Source organism: Burkholderia stabilis (genome assembly GCF_001742165.1).
GTDB classification, from domain to species: Bacteria; Pseudomonadota; Gammaproteobacteria; order Burkholderiales; family Burkholderiaceae; genus Burkholderia; species Burkholderia stabilis.
Map to the genome: position 1 here is coordinate 2060329 of NZ_CP016442.1, position 19705 is coordinate 2080033.

The 19705-nt window shown below is 63.0% G+C and carries 13 protein-coding genes and 2 rRNA genes; 2 read left to right on the forward strand and 13 right to left on the reverse strand.

What is annotated here, in order from left to right:
- Positions 1–7: 7 nt before the first annotated feature.
- The 8 genes from mraY to coq7 all read right to left on the reverse strand — a co-directional run bounded on the left by mraY (position 8) and on the right by coq7 (position 8714).
- Positions 8–1177 carry a phospho-N-acetylmuramoyl-pentapeptide-transferase gene (gene mraY, locus BBJ41_RS09560; RefSeq protein WP_006477019.1) on the reverse strand — a complete coding sequence of 390 codons (1170 nt, stop codon included), beginning with the start codon at positions 1175–1177 and terminating at the stop codon, positions 8–10.
- 16 nt (positions 1178–1193) lie between these two features.
- A complete protein-coding gene (locus tag BBJ41_RS09565; protein ID WP_069746306.1) occupies positions 1194–2600 on the reverse strand; it encodes a UDP-N-acetylmuramoyl-tripeptide--D-alanyl-D-alanine ligase in 1407 nt (468 codons plus the stop codon).
- Complete coding sequence (locus BBJ41_RS09570; protein WP_069746307.1) at positions 2597–4135, reverse strand: UDP-N-acetylmuramoyl-L-alanyl-D-glutamate--2,6-diaminopimelate ligase; 1539 nt, start codon at positions 4133–4135, stop codon at positions 2597–2599. The genes BBJ41_RS09565 and BBJ41_RS09570 overlap by 4 nt, the downstream gene beginning before the upstream one ends.
- Entirely contained in the window at positions 4132–5979 is a 1848-nt protein-coding gene (locus BBJ41_RS09575; RefSeq protein WP_069746308.1) for a peptidoglycan D,D-transpeptidase FtsI family protein, read from the reverse strand. The genes BBJ41_RS09570 and BBJ41_RS09575 overlap by 4 nt, the downstream gene beginning before the upstream one ends.
- Complete coding sequence (gene ftsL / locus BBJ41_RS09580) at positions 5976–6311, reverse strand: cell division protein FtsL (RefSeq protein WP_069746309.1); 336 nt, start codon at positions 6309–6311, stop codon at positions 5976–5978. Before ftsL ends, BBJ41_RS09575 begins: the two co-directional genes overlap by 4 nt.
- On the reverse strand, positions 6308–7249 hold the full coding sequence (gene rsmH, locus BBJ41_RS09585) for a 16S rRNA (cytosine(1402)-N(4))-methyltransferase RsmH (protein ID WP_027783449.1): 942 nt from the start codon (positions 7247–7249) through the stop codon (positions 6308–6310). The genes ftsL and rsmH overlap by 4 nt, the downstream gene beginning before the upstream one ends.
- Before the next feature lie 23 nt (positions 7250–7272).
- Positions 7273–7701 carry a division/cell wall cluster transcriptional repressor MraZ gene (mraZ, locus tag BBJ41_RS09590; RefSeq protein WP_006487094.1) on the reverse strand — a complete coding sequence of 143 codons (429 nt, stop codon included), beginning with the start codon at positions 7699–7701 and terminating at the stop codon, positions 7273–7275.
- 386 nt (positions 7702–8087) lie between these two features.
- Positions 8088–8714, reverse strand: a complete 627-nt coding sequence (gene coq7, locus BBJ41_RS09595) for a 2-polyprenyl-3-methyl-6-methoxy-1,4-benzoquinone monooxygenase (RefSeq protein WP_069746310.1) — start codon at positions 8712–8714, stop codon at positions 8088–8090.
- A 276-nt stretch (positions 8715–8990) separates the two neighbouring features.
- Here coq7 and BBJ41_RS09600 point away from each other — a divergent pair, with 276 nt between their 5' ends.
- Positions 8991–10142, forward strand: coding sequence for a porin (locus BBJ41_RS09600; protein WP_069746311.1), 1152 nt, complete (start codon positions 8991–8993; stop codon positions 10140–10142).
- 755 nt (positions 10143–10897) lie between these two features.
- Here BBJ41_RS09600 and BBJ41_RS09605 read toward each other — a convergent pair.
- Positions 10898–12571: a long-chain fatty acid--CoA ligase gene (locus BBJ41_RS09605; RefSeq protein ID WP_069746312.1), complete on the reverse strand. Its 1674-nt coding sequence runs from the start codon at positions 12569–12571 to the stop codon at positions 10898–10900.
- A 102-nt stretch (positions 12572–12673) separates the two neighbouring features.
- On the opposite strand from BBJ41_RS09605, the gene BBJ41_RS09615 reads away from it, so the two are divergent.
- Positions 12674–13791 (forward strand): IS3 family transposase gene (locus BBJ41_RS09615; RefSeq protein WP_370512851.1). Its coding sequence is split into 2 segments (ribosomal slippage): positions 12674–12932 and positions 12932–13791, totalling 1119 coding nucleotides; the frame shifts between segments, so codons are not numbered across the junction.
- A 154-nt stretch (positions 13792–13945) separates the two neighbouring features.
- Here BBJ41_RS09615 and BBJ41_RS09620 read toward each other — a convergent pair.
- The 4 genes from BBJ41_RS09620 to BBJ41_RS09630 all read right to left on the reverse strand — a co-directional run bounded on the left by BBJ41_RS09620 (position 13946) and on the right by BBJ41_RS09630 (position 19606).
- Positions 13946–16021 (reverse strand): molybdopterin-containing oxidoreductase family protein, encoded by a 2076-nt coding sequence (locus BBJ41_RS09620; RefSeq protein WP_069746314.1) that lies wholly within the window; start codon positions 16019–16021, stop codon positions 13946–13948.
- Between the two features lie 32 nt (positions 16022–16053).
- Positions 16054–16320, reverse strand: a complete 267-nt coding sequence (locus BBJ41_RS40295; RefSeq protein ID WP_156814760.1) for a hypothetical protein — start codon at positions 16318–16320, stop codon at positions 16054–16056.
- A 170-nt stretch (positions 16321–16490) separates the two neighbouring features.
- Positions 16491–16603: ribosomal RNA gene (gene rrf, locus BBJ41_RS09625) — 5S ribosomal RNA — on the reverse strand.
- Between the two features lie 121 nt (positions 16604–16724).
- Positions 16725–19606, reverse strand: a 23S ribosomal RNA gene (locus BBJ41_RS09630).
- Between the last annotated feature and the right edge of the window lie 99 nt (positions 19607–19705).

A 19705-nucleotide genomic window follows, 5' to 3' on the forward strand; every position in this document is an offset into this window, starting at 1 on the left:
CTTTCCTTTACCGCAACTTGAGGGTGGTCAAACCGAACAGGCACAGCATCAGCGTGATGATCCAGAAACGCACCACCACCTGCGTTTCCTTCCAGCCGGACAATTCGAAATGGTGATGCAGCGGCGCCATCTTCAGCAGGCGGCGCCCTTCGCCGTAACGCTTTTTCGTGTACTTGAACCACGACACCTGCAGCATCACCGACAGCGTTTCCGCGACGAAGATGCCGCCCATGATGAACAGCACGATTTCCTGGCGCACGATCACCGCGACCGTGCCGAGCGCGCCGCCGAGCGCCAGCGCGCCGACGTCGCCCATGAACACCTGCGCGGGGTGCGTGTTGTACCAGAGGAACGCGAGCCCTGCCCCGCCCATCGCGGAACAGAAGATCAGCAGTTCGCCCGCGCCCGGGATGTGCGGGAACAGCAGGTATTTTGAATAGACCGCGCTGCCCATCACGTACGCGAACACACCCAGCGACGCCCCGACCAGCACGACCGGCATGATGACGAGGCCGTCGAGGCCGTCGGTCAGGTTCACCGCGTTACTCGCGCCGACGATCACGAAGTAGGTCAGCACGATGAAACCCCAGACGCCCAGCGGATAGCTGATCGACTTCAGGAACGGCAGCATCAGGTCGGCGCGCGCCGGCAGCCCCATCGACAGGCCGCTCCTCACCCACGCCATGAACAGGTCGAACACGCGCACGTTGTTCGCCTCGGACACGCTGAAGGCGAGGTAGACGGCCGCGAACAGCCCGATCACCGACTGCCAGAAATACTTCTCGCGCGACGACATCCCGCGCGGGTCCTTGTGGACGACCTTGCGGTAGTCGTCCACCCAGCCGATCACGCCGAAACCGAACGTGACGAGCATCACGATCCAGATGAAACGGTTCGTCAGGTCGCCCCACAGCAGCGTCGCGACCGCGATGCCGATCAGGATCAGCACGCCGCCCATCGTCGGCGTGCCCGACTTGACGAGGTGCGTCTGCGGGCCGTCCTTGCGCACGGCCTGCCCGACCTTCATTTGCGTCAGCTTGCGGATCACCCACGGTCCGCACACGAGCCCGATCCCGAGCGCAGTGATGGTGGCCATCACCGCCCGGAACGTGAGGTACGTGAACAAGCGCAAAAAGCTTGCGTCACCTTGCAGCCATTGCGCCAGCGCCAGCAGCATGCTTCCTTCCTTCTACTCAGTGTGCAGCGGGCGCCGTGCCCGCCGCGGGTTGGTTCGTCAGCGCGTCGACCACGCGCTCCATCTTCATGTACCGCGAGCCCTTCACGAGCACCGTCGCCTGCGCGCCGTAGCCCGCCGCGAGCAGCGCGTCGACCAGCGTGCCGACGTCGCCGAAATGGCGGGCCGTGTCGCCGTATGCCGTACACGCATCGCGCGACGCATCGCCGAGCGCGAACAGCGCGTCGATCCCGCGCTCGCGCGCGTACGCACCGATCTCGCGATGGAACGCCGGCCCTTCGTCGCCGACCTCGCCCATGTCGCCGATCACCAGCACGCGCGGCGCCGGTTGCGCGGCGAGCACGTCGATCGCGGCGCGCATCGAATCGGGGTTCGCGTTGTACGTATCGTCGACGACCGTCGCGCCCGCGAGACTGCCGGCGCTCGCCTGCCTCACCTGCAGCCGGCCCTTGACCGGCTCGAACGATTCGAGGCCTTGCCGGATCGCCGGCAGCGCGACGCCAGCGCCCAGCGCTGCGGCCGTCGCGGCCAGCGCGTTGCAGGCGTTGTGCTCGCCGAGCGCACGCAGCCGCACCGTGACGGCGCCGGCCGGCGTGTCGATCGCGAGTTCGCCGCCGTGCAGACGGCCCGTGACCTGCGCTTCGGTCTGCCGTTCCGCATCGTTCAGCGCGAAATCGAGGATCCGGTTGCCCGTCGCCGCGACACGCCAGATGCCCGCATACGCATCGTCGGCCGGGAACACGGCGACACCGTCCGGCGGCAGCGCGTGGATCACGGCCGCGTGTTCGAGCGCGACGGCTTCGACCGTCGCCATGAATTCCTGGTGCTCGCGCTGCGCGTTGTTCACGAGCGCGACCGTCGGCGCGGTGAGACGCGCGAGCACTTCGGTCTCGCCGGGGTGATTCATCCCGAGCTCGATCACCGCGAGGCGATGTGCAGCCGACAGGCGCAGCAGCGTCAGCGGCAGGCCGACGTCGTTGTTCAGGTTGCCGGCGGTCGCGAGCCGCGCGTCGGCGCCGACCGCCGCCGCGAAGATCGACGCGATCATTTCCTTGACGGTCGTCTTGCCGTTGCTGCCCGTCACCGCGACGAGCGGCAGCGGAAATCGTTTGCGCCAGCCGTGTGCGAGCGCGCCGAGCGCGGCACGCGTTTCGCCGCCTTCGATCGCCGGCATCGCGAGACCTGCCGGCACGTGCGCGACGAGCGCCGCCGACGCGCCGCGCGCGGCCACGTCGACGAGAAAATCGTGCGCGTCGAAGCGCTCGCCTTTCAGCGCGACGAACAGGTCGCCCGGGCCGACCGTGCGGCTGTCGGTCGACACGCGTTCGAACGTGACGCCCGCATCGCCGTGGACGGTTGCGCCGGGAATCAGGCGAGCGGCTTCGCCGAGGCTGAGCATCGTCATTCGCCGCCTCCCTTGCCGTGCGTCGCACGTGCTGCCAGCGCGAGCCGCGCGTGATCCTGGTCGGAGAACGTACGTTTCTTGCCCATGATTTCCTGCGTTGCCTCGTGGCCCTTGCCGGCCAGCACGACGACGTCCTCGCGTGCGGCGCCGCGCACGGCCTGCAGGATTGCGCTCGCGCGATCCTCGATACGGCGTGCGCGCTCGGGCGCGGTCATGCCCGCGACGACCTGGTCGATGATGCGCTGCGGATCTTCGCTGCGCGGGTTGTCGCTCGTGACGACGGTTTCGTCGGCGAGCCGTTCGGCGATCGCGCCCATCAGCGGCCGCTTCGTCGCATCGCGATCGCCGCCGCAGCCGAACATGCACACGAGCCGGCCGCCGCGCGCGGCAGCGATCGGGCGCAGCGCGTCGAGCGTCTTCTCGAGCGCATCGGGCGTGTGTGCGTAGTCGATCACGACGAGCGGTTCGTCGTTCTGCAGCCGGCCGCCGAGCCGCTGCATCCGGCCGTTGACGGATTCGAGTCGCGCGATCTCGGCGATCGCCGCGTCGAACGGCACGTCGGCCGCGAGCAGCGAGCCGAGCACCGCGAGCAGGTTGCTGACGTTGAACGTGCCGAGCGTACCGACCTCGACGTCCGCGTCGCCCCACGACGAACGCAGGCGGAATGCCGTGCCGGTCGCGGTGGCGCGCACGTCGAGCGCGACCAGTTCGCGATCGGCGTCGGGCGCCGGTGCGTCGCCGATCCCGTACGCAATCGTGCGCACGCGGCCGGCCAGCATTTCGAGCAGGCGCCGGCCCGCCGCATCGTCGCGATTGACGACCGCCGCGCGCAGGCCGCGCCATGCGAACAGCTTCGCCTTCGCGGCCTCGTATGCGTCGAACGTGCCGTGATAGTCGAGGTGATCCTGCGTGAGATTCGTGAATACCGCGATGTCGAATGCCGTGCCGTTCACGCGCCCCTGGTGCAGCGCGTGCGACGACACCTCCATCGCCACGGCCTTCGCGCCCGCGTCGCGCAACTGCGCAAGGCTGCGCTGAAGTTGCGGCGCGTCGGGTGTGGTGAAACCCGTCGGCACGAGCTGGCCGGGCATCCCGCTGCCCAGCGTACCGATCACCGCGCACGGCTGGTGCAGCGCCGTCAGCGCGGCGGCGATCCATTGCGTGCACGAGGTCTTGCCGTTGGTGCCGGTCACGCCGACCGCGAGCAGGCTGTCGCTCGGATCGCCGTACCAGCCGCTGGCGATCTCGCCTGCCAGCTGGTCGAGCGCCGGCACCGCGAGCGCGACCGGAACGGCCGGCGCGGCGGCCAGCCCTTCCGGCTGATACAGCACGGCGGCCGCATCGCGAGCGACGGCATCGGTCATGAAAGCGCGGTTGTCTGCCCCGTCGACCGCATACGCGAGAAACACGTCGCCGGCCTTGAGGCTGCGCGTGTCGGCATGCAGTTGCGCGGCGGGGGCCACATGCTGACGCAGCCACGCAAGCGCGGCTGCGATCTGCTGATGCGCCGGATGGGAACTGCGGGCGGCGCTCATCGAACAACTCCTGGTGAATTACGCGTCGTGCTGGACACGATCATATGCTTCGCACCGCTACCCGCGGCGAGCTTTTGCGGGCCCGTCGCAGCCGGTGCCGCCGGCGAATCGTCAGACACGACGAGCTGCTTGATCGGCATGTTCGGCGGCACGTTCAGCGCACGCATCGTGTCGCCGGCGATCGCCGAGAATACGGGGCCCGACACCGCGCCACCAAAGTGGCTGCCGGCGGTCGGCTCGTCGACCGACACCGCGACGACGATGCGCGGATTCGGCATCGGCGCCATCCCGACGAACGACGCGCGGTACTTGCGCGTGTAGCCGTGGCCTTCATGCTTGTACGCGGTACCGCTCTTGCCGCCGACGCGATAGCCCGGCACCGCCGCATCCGGCGACGTGCCGCCCGGCGCCACCACCGTCTCGAGCATCGCGCGAACCTCGCGCGCGGTGGTCGGGTTGAACACCTGCGTGCCCACGACCGGCTGGTTGGGGTCGGTCTTGAAAATGGTCACGGGCATCAGCTCGCCGTCGTGCGCGATCGCCGTGTATGCCCGTGCGAGCTGGAACAGCGACACCGACAGGCCGTAGCCGTACGACATCGTCGCCTGCTCGATGCGCCGCCAGCTCTTCCACGGCCGCAGGCGGCCGGCCACCGCGCCCGGGAAGCCGACCTTCGGCGCCTGGCCGAGGCCGATGCTCGTATACATATTCCACATTTCCTCGGGCCGCATCGTCATCGCGATCTTCGTCGCGCCGATGTTGCTCGACTTCTGGATCACGCCGCCGACCGTCAGCGTGCCGAAGCCTGCGTCGTCGGTGATCGGCGCGCCGTCGAGCACGAAATGCCCGTTGCCCGTCTCGACGAGCGTGTTCGGCGTCACACGATGCAGGTCGAGCGCGAGCGACACCGTGAACGGCTTCATGATCGAGCCCGGCTCGAACACGTCGGTCATGATCCGGTTGCGCAACTGCTCGCCCGTCATGCGCGAGCGGTCGTTCGGGTTGTACGTCGGGTAGTTGACGAGCGCGAGCACTTCGCCGGTGCGCACGTCGACGACCATCGCCGCGCCGGCCTTCGCCTTGAACTTCTCGACGGCGGCCTTCAGGTTCGCGTACGCGATGTACTGGATCTTGCTGTCGATCGACAGGTCGACGTCGGTTCCGTTGTGCGGCGGGATCTGCTCGGCGACGTCCTCGACGATGTGCCCCATCCGGTCCTTGATCACGCGGCGTACGCCCGACGTGCCGGACAGCATCTTCTGGTCGCCGAGTTCGACGCCCTCCTGCCCTTCGTCCTCGACGTTCGTGAAGCCGATCAGGTGAGCGGTGATCTCGCCTTCCGGATAGAAGCGCTTGTATTCGTTGCGCTGATAGATGCCCGGGATGTCGAGCGCGGCGACCTTGTCCGCGATGTCGATCGGCACCTGGCGCTTCACGTAGACGAAACCCTTGTCTTCCGACAGCTTCACGCGCAGTTCCTTCGACGTCATGCCGAGGAGCTTGCCGAGCTGGTTGACCTTGTCGGCGTCGAGATCGTCCGGCACCGCGTCGGGAATCGCCCAGATCGCGCGCACGGGCAGGCTCGTCGCGAGCACGAGCCCGTTACGGTCGAGAATCTTGCCGCGCGTCGCGGGCAGCTCGAGCGTGCGCTGGTAGCGGCTCTCGCCCTGCTTCTGATAGAACGCGTTGCCCGGGCCCTGGATCCAGAACGCCCGCGCGGCCAGCGCGACGAACGCCATGAACAGCATGAACACGACGAGCTTCGAGCGCCACATCGGCAGATGCACGCCCAGCACGGGGCTCGACGAGAACTTCACGTTCTGGCGCTTCGGCGACGGCTTCATCGTGCGCCCCCCTTGCCGGCCGTGTCGGCGGAAGCCGGGATCGGCGCGTCGATCGCCTTCGCGGCGCCCGGCGACAGCGTCAGGTATTGCGTGCGGCCGGTCGTGATCGGCTGCATCTTCAGCGAATCGTTCGCGAGCTGCTCGATGCGCGACGTCTTCGACAGCGCGCTCTGCTGATATTGAAGCTGCGCGTAGTCCTGCTGGAGCTGACGCTCCTGCGACTGCGCGCGCTGCAACTGGATGAAGATCTGGCGCTGCTGGTTCGTCGAGTTGACGACCGACAGCGCGCAACCCATCACGATGATCAGCAGGAAGATGTTGAAGCGGCTCATGGCGTGACGCGCTCCGCAATGCGCATCACGGCGGACCGGGCGCGCGGATTCGCGGCGACTTCCGCTTCACTCGGAAACTGGCGGCTGATGATCTTGAGCGGCGGGCTCGGGAGGTCGACGGCGCGGATCGGCAGGCGACGATCGACCGCAGGCGCACTCGCGTGCGCCTGCATGAATCGTTTGACGATCCGGTCCTCGAGTGAATGAAAGCTGATGACCACCAGCCGCCCCCCTTGCTCCAGCAACGACAATGCCGCGTCTAGTACGACTTGCAGGTCCGCAAGCTCTTGATTGACGTGAATCCGTATAGCCTGAAAGGTGCGGGTTGCCGGATCCTTGCCCTTCTCACGGGTTTTGACGACGTGACCCACGATTTGGGCAAGCTCGCCCGTGGTGTCGAGAGGCCCAAGACGGTCGGACTCTGCCCGGCGAGCAACAAGCGCCTTTGCAATCTGAAAAGCAAACCGTTCTTCCCCATAATCCCGTATCACCTCCGTCAATTCCTGCACCGAAGCCCGTGCGAGCCATTCGGCCGCCGACTCGCCACGCGTCGGATCCATTCGCATGTCCAGCGGACCATCGGCGCGGAAGCTGAAGCCGCGCGCCGGATCGTCCACCTGCGGCGAGGACACGCCCAGGTCCAGCAACACACCCGACACCTTCTCGACGCCGCGCGCCGCAAGCGCGTCGCGCATCGATGCAAAGCTGTCATGCACGATCGAGAAGCGCGCATCCTCGATGCCCTGCGCCGTCTCGATCGCCCTCGGGTCCTTGTCGAACGCGATCAGCCGCCCAGCCGCCGCCAGCCGCGCGAGCACCGCGCGGCTATGGCCGCCGCGCCCGAACGTGCCGTCGACATACACGCCGTCCGGCCGCGTCACGAGCGACTCGACCGCTTCATCCAACAGCACCGTCCGATGCCGCAATTCGTTTCCCATCGCGGGCGTCTCCGTCACCGCAATCAGAACGTGAAATTCTTCAGCGCGTCGGGCATGCCCTGCGCCATCGCTGCCTGCTCCTTCGCGTTGTAGGTCTGCGAATCCCACAGCTCGAAGTGACTACCCATTCCCAACAACATGACTTCCTTTTCCAGTCCGGCTGCCATGCGCAGCTCGGGCGATACAAGAATCCGGCCGGCGCTGTCGAGATCGACGTCCATCGCATTGCCGAGAAAAATTCGCCGCCACCAGTGCGCGTCCATCGGCAGCGCGGCGATCTTGGCGCGGAATACTTCCCATTCGGGGCGCGGAAACAGCAACAGGCAGCCGTCCGGGTGCTTGGTCACAGTCACCCGTCCTTCTGCCTGTCCTTGCAGCGCTTCGCGATAGCGAGCCGGCACCGACATCCGCCCTTTCGCATCGAGCGTCAGCGCCGACGCCCCTTGGAACACTTTCCGCTCTCCCGTTCAGGGCACCGAAGTACCCGACCAATGCTGAGAATTTAGCCGGAATAGCCCGCCAAATCACACAAAAATACACTTTCTCACACTGTCTCCCACTTTAGAGGAAGGGTTTGGCACGGTCAAGGGAGCGGCCCGCTTTTTTGACGAATTTTGTTAGTTAGAACAAGGACTTACGCGCACATGCTCATGCGGCCCCTCATTCCAAAAACCGTTATAAATGAATGAGCTAGTGCAACCTGTGAAGGTGATACATGAGAAAGACGGGCCAGACTGGCGTGCGGACGGGGCTTTCGGGGGCGGGAAAACGAGGAATAAACGGGCGGTATCGGGGGCGGCGAACCGGGGCGGCGTCGCACGCCGCCCCGGCGCAAATCTCAGAGATAGTACGCAGTGCTCGTCATGACTTTCGACGCGGCGCGCATCAGCATCCGCGCGGGCAGCGGCAGCTCGATCCCGCCGGCGTCGGTCGCGGCCTTGCCGTGCTTCACCTCGTCGATGCGCATCTGGTCGACGATCGCGCGCGACGCGCTATCGCCCGCCGGCAGCTCGGACATATGGCCTTCCAGGTGATTCTCGACCTGCCGTTCGGTCTCGGCCATGAACCCGAGGCTGACTTTGTCGCCAAGCGTGCCGGCCGCCACGCCGATCGCGAGCGCGCCGGCATACCACAACGGGTTCAGCAGGCTCGGGCGCGAGTCGAGCTCCTTCAGGCGGTGCGCGGTCCATGCGAGGTGGTCCTCCTCCTCGCGCGCAGCCTCTTCGAACATCGCCTTCGCCGTCGCCGTACGCGCGGTGAGCTTCTGCGCCTGGTAGAGCGCCTGCGCGCACACTTCGCCGACATGGTTCACGCGCATCAGCCCGGCCGCATGCGTCCGCTCGGCGGGCGTCAGTTCGTCGGCCGGCGCCTCGGCCGGCACGGGTACCGGGCGGCTCATCCGGCTAATGCCGGTCAGCGATCGCAGGCCGCGATCGAATTCGCTGATCAGTTCATCCAACACCATCCTGTTCTCCTGGCTGCGTGTGCCGCCGCGAGCGGCAAGGGCACGAGTCCGCTGCGTAACCGACTTGATTATTCAGCGGAAATTGCGGTTAACCCGTGATTTTAACCATTGTTGCATAAACGAAACATGGCGACCTTGAGCGACGGCATTTCGCTTTGTGGCAAAAAACGGTTTTGCTACATTACGTGCGACTTCTTGCGAAGTTGATGGGGCCCGTCAACAGAACATAACTATCTGCCCCGCCAAAAAAATTCAGTGATTCTTGGAGATCCGTTAATGAAAAAGTCGCTTCTCGCGCTCGTCGCGCTGGGCGCGTTCGCTGGCGCTGCCCATGCGCAAAGCAGCGTGACGCTTTACGGCATCATCGATGAAGGCCTGCTGTTCAACAACAACGCAGGCGGCAAGCACCTGTACAGCATGGCCAGCGGCGTGATGCAAGGCAGCCGCTTCGGCATGCGCGGCACCGAAGACCTCGGTGGCGGCCTGAAGGCGATCTTCACCCTCGAAAACGGTTTCGACGTGAACAGCGGCAAGCTCGGTCAGGGCGGCCTGATGTTCGGCCGCCAGGCTTACGTCGGCCTGTCGAGCCAGTACGGTACGGTCACGCTGGGTCGTCAATACGACTCCGTCGTCGACTTCGTCGGCCCGCTCGAGGCAGGCGACCAGTGGGGCGGCTACATCGCCGCTCACCCGGGCGACCTCGACAACTTCAACAACGCGTACCGCGTGAACAACGCAGTCAAGTTCACGAGCAACACCTACGGCGGCTTCTCGTTCGGCGGCATGTACAGCTTCGGCGGTCAGGCAGGCCAGTTCTCGAAGAACCAGGTCTGGTCGCTCGGCGCAGGCTACAACAACGGCCCGCTGGTCTTGGGTGTCGGCTACTTGAACGCACGCACGCCGAATCAATTCGGCGGCATGTTCAACAACGGCTCCGCGTCCGCATCGGTTTCTTCGCCGGTCTACGGCACGTACGCGAACAATGCGAACACGTACCAGGTCATCGGTGCAGGCGGCGCATACACGTTCGGCGCAGCAACGATCGGCGCAACGTACTCGAACACGAAGTTCAAGGGCTTCTCGGCCGGTCCGTTCGTGAACCAAAGCGCGACGTTCAACAACGGCGAACTCAACTTCAAGTATCAGTTGACCCCGGCGTTGATTCTCGGCGCAGCATACGACTACACGCAAGGCAGCAAGATCAACGGCAGCTCGGCAGCCAAGTACCACCAAGGCTCGCTGGGTGTCGACTACTTCCTGTCGAAGCGCACCGACGTCTACGCGATCGGCGTGTACCAGCACGCATCGGGCAACGTGCTCGACGCGAACGGCAACGTCATCCAGGCAACGGCAGCGATCAACGGTCTCGCAGGTTCGAGCACCAGCAACCAGGTCGCAGCACGTGTCGGTATCCGTCACAAGTTCTAATCAGCTTGCCTGACAAGCCGCAGCATATTGAAGGCGCCTTCGGGCGCCTTTTTCTTTTTCGGTGCGGCGGCATGACCGGTGCGCAGTGGATGGGCCGGGCCGCGCAGTACGCGTCGCCGGGGTTCCGCGCCCGTGTAGGCCTGCCGCCGGCAGCCGGCGGAAACGGCCTCTTTCGATATGGACCGGTCGCGCAGCACGCGGCGCCCAGGAGCTCCGTGACCGTGCGCGGCTTCAAAACGCACGGCCAGTCGCCATCCGTAGCGGGATACAACCGCTCCTATATCAGCCGGTCGCGCAACGCGCGGCGCCAGAGCTTCGTGACCGTACGCGGCTTCAAAACGCACGGCCAGTCGCCATCCGTAGCGGGATAAAACCGCTTCCGAAATCAGCCGGTCATGCAGCACGCGGCGCCGGGGCTCCGTGACCGTGTACGGCTTCGAAACGCACGGCCAGCCCCCAACCGTAGCGGGAACAGCCTGTTCCGATATCAGCCGATTGCGCGCCACGCGGCGCCGGGACTCCGTGCCCGTGCGCGGCCTCGAAACGTACGGCAGGCCGCCAGCCGCTGCGGGGACAACCTCGTCCGACATCAGCCAGTCACGCAGCACGCAGCGCCGGAGGCTCCGTACCCGTGCGCGACTTCCAGACGCACGGCCAGCCGTCAGCCGCAGCGGGAATCAATCTCCGCCGATCCGCGCTCGCGCCACAAACAAAAAAGCCCGGCACAAGCCGGGCTCTTCCGTTCGACCACGCCGTTACGCGCGTCCGTCGCGCAGCTCGCGCCGCAGAATCTTGCCGACGTTCGTCTTCGGCAGCTCGGTGCGGAATTCGACCAGTTTCGGCCGCTTGTAGCCGGTGAGCCGCTCCTTGCAATAAGCCAGGATGTCCTTGTCCGTGAGCGCCGGGTCCTTCTTCACGATGAACAACTTCACGGCTTCGCCGGAATGCTCGTCCGGCACGCCGACCGCCGCCACCTCGAACACGCCAGGATGCGACGCCACCACGTCCTCGACTTCGTTCGGGTACACGTTGAAGCCGGATACGAGAATCATGTCCTTCTTCCGGTCGACGATCTTCACGTAACCGCGCGCATCCATCACGCCGACGTCGCCCGTCTTGAAGAAGCCGTCCGGGAACATGACCTTCGCGGTCTCGTCCGGCCGGTTCCAGTAGCCGGCCATCACCTGTGGCCCGCGGATGCAGATCTCGCCAGGCTCGCCGAGCGCAACGTCGTTGCCGGCGTCATCGCGAATCGCAACCTCGGTCGACGGCAGCGGCAGACCGATCGTCCCGCTGTATTCGGTCGCCGTCACGGGGTTGCAGGTCGCGACCGGCGACGTTTCGGACAGCCCGTATCCTTCGATGATCGCGGTATGGGTCTTTTCGTACCAGCGCTTCGCGACGCCTTCCTGGATCGCCATGCCGCCGCCGTTGGCGATCACGAGCTTCGACAGGTCGAGCTGACTGAATTCGGGATGGTTCAACAGTGCGTTGTACAGCGTATTGACCGCCGGAATCGTCGAGATCTGGTACCCCTTCAACTCCTTGATCATGCCGGCGATGTCGCGCGGATTCGGGATCAGGATGCCCATGCCGCCCGTGCGCATCGTCAGGAAACCGCAGACGGTCAGCGCGAACACGTGATAGAGCGGCAGCGCGACAACCGTCACGAACTGCTTCACCTCCGGGTACTTCTCGTGAGCAGGGTGGTGCCACGCGCCGGCCTGCAGCACGTTCGACACGATGTTCCGGTGCAGCAGCGTCGCGCCCTTCGCCACGCCGGTCGTCCCGCCCGTGTACTGCAGGAATGCGACGTCGTCGGGGCCGATCTTCTGCGGCTTGAACGCCTGCCGCGCCCCCTCGGACAACGCGGCCTTGAAGCGCGTGAACGACGGAAGCTGCCATGCAGGCACCATCTTCTTCACGTTGCGCACGACGTAATTGACGAGCCACCCCTTGAGGCCCAGCAGGTCGCCCATCGACGCGACGACGACATGCTTGACGGCCGTATTCGCAATGACGGCCTGCAGCGTCGACGCGAAATTCTCGAGGATGACGATCGCTTCCGCACCGCTGTCCTTCAGCTGATGCTCAAGCTCGCGCGGCGTGTAGAGCGGGTTGACGTTGACGACGGCGTAACCGGCGCGCAGTACCGCGGCGATCGCCACCGGATACTGCAGCACGTTCGGCATCATGATCGCGACGCGTGCGCCACGCGCCAGGCCGCGGGATTGCAGCCAAGCGCCGAACTGGCGCGACAGCTTGTCGAGCTCGCCGTAGGTGATGCCCTTGCCCATGCAGACGAACGCGGTGCGATCGCGATACTGCCGGAAGCTTTCGTCGAGCAGATCCGGGACAGAGGGATAGGGAGACGCGTCAATTTCGGCTGGAACGCCGGGTGGGTACGATTTCAGCCAAATTTTGTCCATACTGCGCGTCTCCTCACGGATTTTCGAATGGTCGTGACCTGCTCCCCGTAAACCGGGCCAGTCGGAATCTAGTAAAGTCCGTTTTCGGAGAGGAAGACGGACATGAAGAAGCGCTTTTCGGAAGAACAGATCATCGGCTTCCTGAAGGAAGCGGAGGCGGGCCTGCCGGTGAAGGAGCTGTGCAGGAAGCATGGGTTCAGTGACGCCTCGTTCTACACGTGGCGCGCGAAGTTCGGCGGCATGGAGGTGTCGGAAGCCCGTCGGCTCAAGGAGCTGGAAGCCGAGAACGCGAGGCTGAAGAAGCTGCTGGCCGAGGCGATGCTCGATATGGAAGCCCTGAAGGTGGTCGTGAAGGGAAAGCCCTGAGCCCGCAGGCCAGGCGCGAGGCGGTCGCGGCGATTCGGCAGAAGGTCAATGTCTCCGAGCGCCGTGCCTGCCGGCTTGTCGGGCTTTCGCGCAGCGTGCTGCATTATGAAGCGCAGCCGGACCACGAGAATGAGGCGCTCAAGGCGCGCCTCATCGAGCTGGGGCACCAGAGGCGGCGTTTCGGCTATCGGCGGCTACACGCGCTGCTGGCGCGCGAAGGAAGGCACGTAAACCACAAGCGCGTGCACCGGCTGTATCGCGAGGCCGGACTGGCCGTGCGGCGCCGGCGACGGCGCCACGGCGTGATGGTCGAGCGCGAGCAGCTGGCTTTGCCGAGTACGCCGAACGAGGTGTGGTCCCTCGATTTCGTGATGGACGCATTGTCCAACGGGCGTCGCCTGAAGTGCCTGACCATTGTCGACGACTTCACCAAGGAAGCGGTCGAGATCGTGGTGGACCACGGCATCTCGGGTCGGTATGTGACGCGCGTGCTGGACCGGGTGGCGCGCTTCAGGGGCTACCCGAAAGCGTTGCGCACGGACCAGGGACCCGAATTCACGAGCCGCGCGCTGGACCAGTGGGCCTACGCCAACGGCGTGACGTTGAAATTGATTCAGGCGGGCAAGCCGACGCAGAATGCGTACATCGAGTCGTTCAATGGCAAGTTTCGTGACGAGTGTCTGAACGAGCACTGGTTCACGACGCTCGCCCACGCCCGGGCCGTGGTGTCGGCATGGCGCCGGGACTACAACGAGGCACGGCCGCACAGCGCATTGAACTACCAGTCGCCGGCCGAATTCGCGGCGAAGCATCCGGCACCAGTAGGCGCTCCTGTCTTGCAGGAGCATGTTTGAACAGGACTTTACTAGAAGCTCCGTGGCCCTATCGAAGGGGGCAGGTCAGTCGTGCTAAAACGCATCGTAACGGCTCGCCCGCCCCGAGACAACAGGGTTAGATGTCCACTTCGAACTTCCGGGGGAATTCGTCCGATCATACGCGGATGTTCGATCAAATGCGCTCAACCTCGACCAGGCAATCGTAAAACGTCGCCGAATTGCCGAGATCGGTCAACGCCTGGCTCGTCACCTCGTTCGCGTTCCGGCCGTCCGGCGACAGCTTCTTCCACCAGATCGACAGCCCGACGACGAGCCCGGCGCGCGCACGATCGGTAACTCTCGCGAGCGCCTGCATCGAACCGCGGTCGTTGAAGATGCGCACGACGTCTCCCTCCGTGATACCGCGCGCATCGGCATCGGACGGATGCATGTCGAGGTGCGGCTCGCCTTCCGTGGTCCGCAGGCTGTCGACGTTCACGAACGTGCTATTCAGGAAGTGACGGGCCGGCGGCGAGATCATTGCGAGCGGATAGCGCGCGGCGAGCTCGGGCGCGGCCTCGGCCGATTCGAACGGCGGCAGGTAGTCGGGAACGGGATCCATGCCCATCTGTTCGAGCCGGGCGCTATAGAACTCGCACTTGCCGGACGGCGTGCGGAAACCGCCATTCGCGAACGGCGCGTCCGGCAACTTGAGTTTCAGCCAGCCGGCGCGCTTCAACGTGTCCCAGTCGCTGTCGAGCGCCGGATCGTCCCATCGGAGCGCCGCGCGCGCGACCTCTTCGTCGCTCTGATAGAGCGCCGGTTCGTCGAGCCCCATGCTGCGCGCGATGCCGCGGAAGATCTCGGTGTTCGGCCGCGCCTCTCCCACCGGCGGAATCGAAGGCAGATTCGCCATCACGTAGGTGTGACCGTACGATTTGTGGATATCCAGATGCTCCAGCTGCGTGGTCGCGGGCAACACAATGTCGGCGAAATCGACGGTATCTGTCTTGAAATGCTCGAGAACGACCGTGAACAGATCGTCTCGCGCGAACCCTGCGGCAACCTTCGACGAGTCGGGCGCGACCGCCACCGGATTCGAGTTGTACACGATCACCGCTTCGACCTTCGGCCCGAAGGTCGCGTCGCCCGGGTGTAGCAGCGCGTCACCGATCGCGTTCATGTTGATGATGCGCGGCAGCTTGTGCGGCCAGCCCGGCATCAAATCCGGGCGCAGCAGCGCCGCCTGGTTGACCGGTGCGGACTCCGACGACGAAAGCAACATTCCGCCAGCCCGATCCCGCCACGCCCCCGTCAGCGCCGGCAAGCTCGCGATCGCACGCACGGCATTACCGCCGCCGCGTACGCGCTGCATGCCGTAGTTAAGACGGATCGACGCTTTGCGAGTGGCGCCATAACGCCGCGCGAGATCGACCAGTTCCGACACGTCGATTCCGCAGATCTCCGCAACGCGCTCCGGCGGATACGACATCGCCCGCGCTTTGAGCGCGTCGAAGCCGAGCGTATGGTTGGCGATGTAGTCGTGATCGAGCAGGTCTTCGGTAATCAACACATGCATCATGCCGAGCGCAAACGCGCCATCGGTACCCGGCTTCAGTGCGATGTGCTGATGGCATTTCTCCGCTGTCAGCGAGCGATACGGGTCGATCGCGACGAGACGCGCACCGCGACGTTTGGCTTCCTGTGCGCGCGTCCAGAAGTGCAGGCTCGACGCAATCGGGTTCGCGCCCCAGATCAGGATCAGCTCGCTTTCCTCGAAATGCTCGAGGTGCATGCCGAGGCTTCCGCCGTATGTGTAGCGCAGCCCCGCTGCGCCTGCCGCGGCGCAAATCGCCCGCTCGAGCCGCGACGCGCCGAGCTTGTGGAAGAACCGCTGGGCGATGCCCTCGCCTTGCACGAGCCCCATCGTCCCCGCGTAGCTGTACGGCACGATCGCTTCCGGTGCTCGCGCGGCGATCTCCCCGAGGCGGCGGCCGATCTCGTCGAACGCTTCGTTCCAGCTGATCGGCACGAAGCTTCCTTCCCCCTTCGCGCCGACGCGCTTGAGCGGAACGGTGAGGCGATCCGGATGATGAACGCGATCGGCGTATCGACTGACTTTCGTGCAAAGCACGCCCTGCGTCGGCGGATGGTCGGGATCGCCCGTGACCTTGATAGCCTTGCCGTTCTCGACGGTTACACGCATTGCGCACGTGTCCGGACAATCATGCGGGCAGACGGCCCGGGCTACCTGTGTGGCGGCGTTCATCGTTTTGAATGAGAGATGGGGGTTCGCAAATTTTACGTGGGCGCGCCGGATAAAGCGTTCACTTCGTGCGGATCCGGGGTTTTTTTGACTAAGGAATGATTCGAAGGGATGGGGGTTTCGGCTGCGATACGCGTTTTTCTCGCGGAGAAAATTGAATCGCCAACGTTGCATTCGTCGAGGGCGATGGAATGCGATTGGTCACGCATGACCGTGCGCGCCGATGCGTAGAGAGGAAGCGACTGCAGATTTGAGCGAAGATACAGCCAATAGGCCAGTGAATTGAGGAAGATAGCGGCCATTGCGGAACGACTTTGGCCTCTTGGGGATGGCGGGACCCCGGCCCGTCGGGTACGTTTCGAGGCGCGCTGCGGCCAGCTCGGGCCAAGCTATCCCTCCTCTCGCGCACACATTTCCATCACCGAAATGCAAAAACCCCCGCCTGGTCGGGCGGGGGTTTCTGGCTTAGGGAGCCTGACGATTACCTACTTTCACACGGGAATCCGCACTATCATCGGCGTAGAGTCGTTTCACGGTCCTGTTCGGGATGGGAAGGGGTGGGACCGACTCGCTATGGTCATCAGGCAAAGAGGGTTGTCACGTTGCTTCGCAACGCAACCAATCGGGAAGAAGCAGTAATTTTTGAGGTTGTGCGTATCAGCACATCGCGGTCATTCAACCGCTGTCTGTAAAACAGACTTGTTATAGGATCAAGCCTTACGGGCAATTAGTATCAGTTAGCTGAACGCATTACTGCGCTTACACACCTGACCTATCAACGTCCTGGTCTCGAACGACCCTTCAAGGGGATCTAGTCCCCAGGGATATCTCATCTTAAGGCGAGTTTCCCGCTTAGATGCTTTCAGCGGTTATCTCTTCCGAACATAGCTACCCGGCGATGCCACTGGCGTGACAACCGGTACACCAGAGGTTCGTCCACTCCGGTCCTCTCGTACTAGGAGCAGCCCCCTTCAAATATCCAACGCCCACGGCAGATAGGGACCAAACTGTCTCACGACGTTTTAAACCCAGCTCACGTACCTCTTTAAATGGCGAACAGCCATACCCTTGGGACCGGCTACAGCCCCAGGATGAGATGAGCCGACATCGAGGTGCCAAACACCGCCGTCGATATGAACTCTTGGGCGGTATCAGCCTGTTATCCCCAGAGTACCTTTTATCCGTTGAGCGATGGCCCTTCCATACAGAACCACCGGATCACTATGACCTGCTTTCGCACCTGCTCGACTTGTCGGTCTCGCAGTTAAGCACGCTTATGCCATTGCACTATCAGCACGATTTCCGACCGTACCTAGCGTACCTTCGTACTCCTCCGTTACGCTTTGGGAGGAGACCGCCCCAGTCAAACTGCCTACCATGCACTGTCCCCGACCCGGATCACGGGCCAAGGTTAGAACCTCAAACAAACCAGGGTGGTATTTCAAGGACGGCTCCACCGAAACTAGCGTTCCGGTTTCATAGCCTCCCACCTATCCTACACAGATCGGTTCAAAGTCCAATGCAAAGCTACAGTAAAGGTTCATGGGGTCTTTCCGTCTAGCCGCGGGTAGATTGCATCATCACAAACACTTCAACTTCGCTGAGTCTCGGGAGGAGACAGTGTGGCCATCGTTACGCCATTCGTGCAGGTCGGAACTTACCCGACAAGGAATTTCGCTACCTTAGGACCGTTATAGTTACGGCCGCCGTTTACCGGGACTTCAATCAAGAGCTTGCACCCCATCATTTAATCTTCCGGCACCGGGCAGGCGTCACACCCTATACGTCCACTTTCGTGTTTGCAGAGTGCTGTGTTTTTATTAAACAGTCGCAGCCACCAGTTTATTGCAACCCCTTCACCCTTTGCCCGCAGGGGCATCAAGCTACAAGGGCGTACCTTATCCCGAAGTTACGGTACCAATTTGCCGAGTTCCTTCTCCCGAGTTCTCTCAAGCGCCTTAGAATACTCATCTCGCCCACCTGTGTCGGTTTGCGGTACGGTCATCGTTAGACTGAAGCTTAGAGGCTTTTCTTGGAACCACTTCCAATTGCTTCGCTCCCTAAGGAGCTCGCGCCACACCCTTGAATTCCGCGCCCGGATTTGCCTAAGCGCCTTCTCCAATGCAGCGACCGGGACTTCCAACACCCGGACAACCTTCCGCGATCCGTCCCCCCGTCGCATCTAACAATGGTGCAGGAATATTGACCTGCTTCCCATCAGCTACGCATTTCTGCCTCGCCTTAGGGGCCGACTCACCCTACGCCGATGAACGTTGCGTAGGAAACCTTGGGCTTACGGCGAGGGGGCCTTTCACCCCCTTTATCGCTACTCATGTCAGCATTCGCACTTCTGATACCTCCAGCATCCCTTCCGAGACACCTTCGCAGGCTTACAGAACGCTCTCCTACCATGCGAGCATAGCTCGCATCCGCAGCTTCGGTATATAGCTTAGCCCCGTTACATCTTCCGCGCAGGACGACTCGATCAGTGAGCTATTACGCTTTCTTTAAAGGGTGGCTGCTTCTAAGCCAACCTCCTGACTGTTTTAGCCTTCCCACTTCGTTTCCCACTTAGCTATATTTGGGGACCTTAGCTGGCGGTCTGGGTTGTTTCCCTCTTGACACCGGACGTTAGCACCCGATGTCTGTCTCCCGTGATTGCACTCTTCGGTATTCGGAGTTTGCTATGGCGGGGTAATCTGCAATAGACCCCCCAACCATGACAGTGCTCTACCCCCGAAGGTGAGACACGAGGCACTACCTAAATAGTTTTCGGAGAGAACCAGCTATTTCCAAGTTTGTTTAGCCTTTCACCCCTATCCACAGCTCATCCCCTAACTTTTCAACGTTAGTGGGTTCGGACCTCCAGTACGTGTTACCGCACCTTCATCCTGGCCATGGATAGATCACTTGGTTTCGGGTCTACGCCCAGCAACTGAACGCCCTATTCGGACTCGCTTTCGCTACGCCTGCCCTATACGGTTAAGCTTGCTACTGAACGTAAGTCGCTGACCCATTATACAAAAGGTACGCCGTCACCCCTTACGAGGCTCCGACTGTTTGTATGCATGCGGTTTCAGGATCTATTTCACTCCCCTCCCGGGGTTCTTTTCGCCTTTCCCTCACGGTACTGGTTCACTATCGGTCGATCACGAGTATTTAGCCTTGGAGGATGGTCCCCCCATCTTCAGACAGGATTTCACGTGTCCCGCCCTACTTGTCGCACACCTAGTTCTTTCATACTGTTTTCGCCTACGGGGCTATCACCCGCTATGGCCGCACTTTCCAAAGCGTTCGGCTAACAATACAAATAAAGAGTGCAAGGCTCATCCCATTTCGCTCGCCACTACTTTGGGAATCTCGGTTGATTTCTTTTCCTGCGGTTACTTAGATGTTTCAGTTCACCGCGTTCGCTTCTCATGGCCTATGTATTCAGCCATGGATACTCCAAAAGGAGTGGGTTTCCCCATTCGGACATCTACGGATCAAAGCTCGTTTGCCAGCTCCCCGTAGCTTTTCGCAGGCTACCGCGTCCTTCATCGCCTGTGATCGCCAAGGCATCCACCACATGCACTTGTTCGCTTGACCCTATAACGAGTCTGTCTCTCCGACAGTCGTTACAGGTTGAGTTTTCGCGTTGTGCCGTATTCCAATTGAGTCAAACATAGAGTTCGAATCATCTTGAGA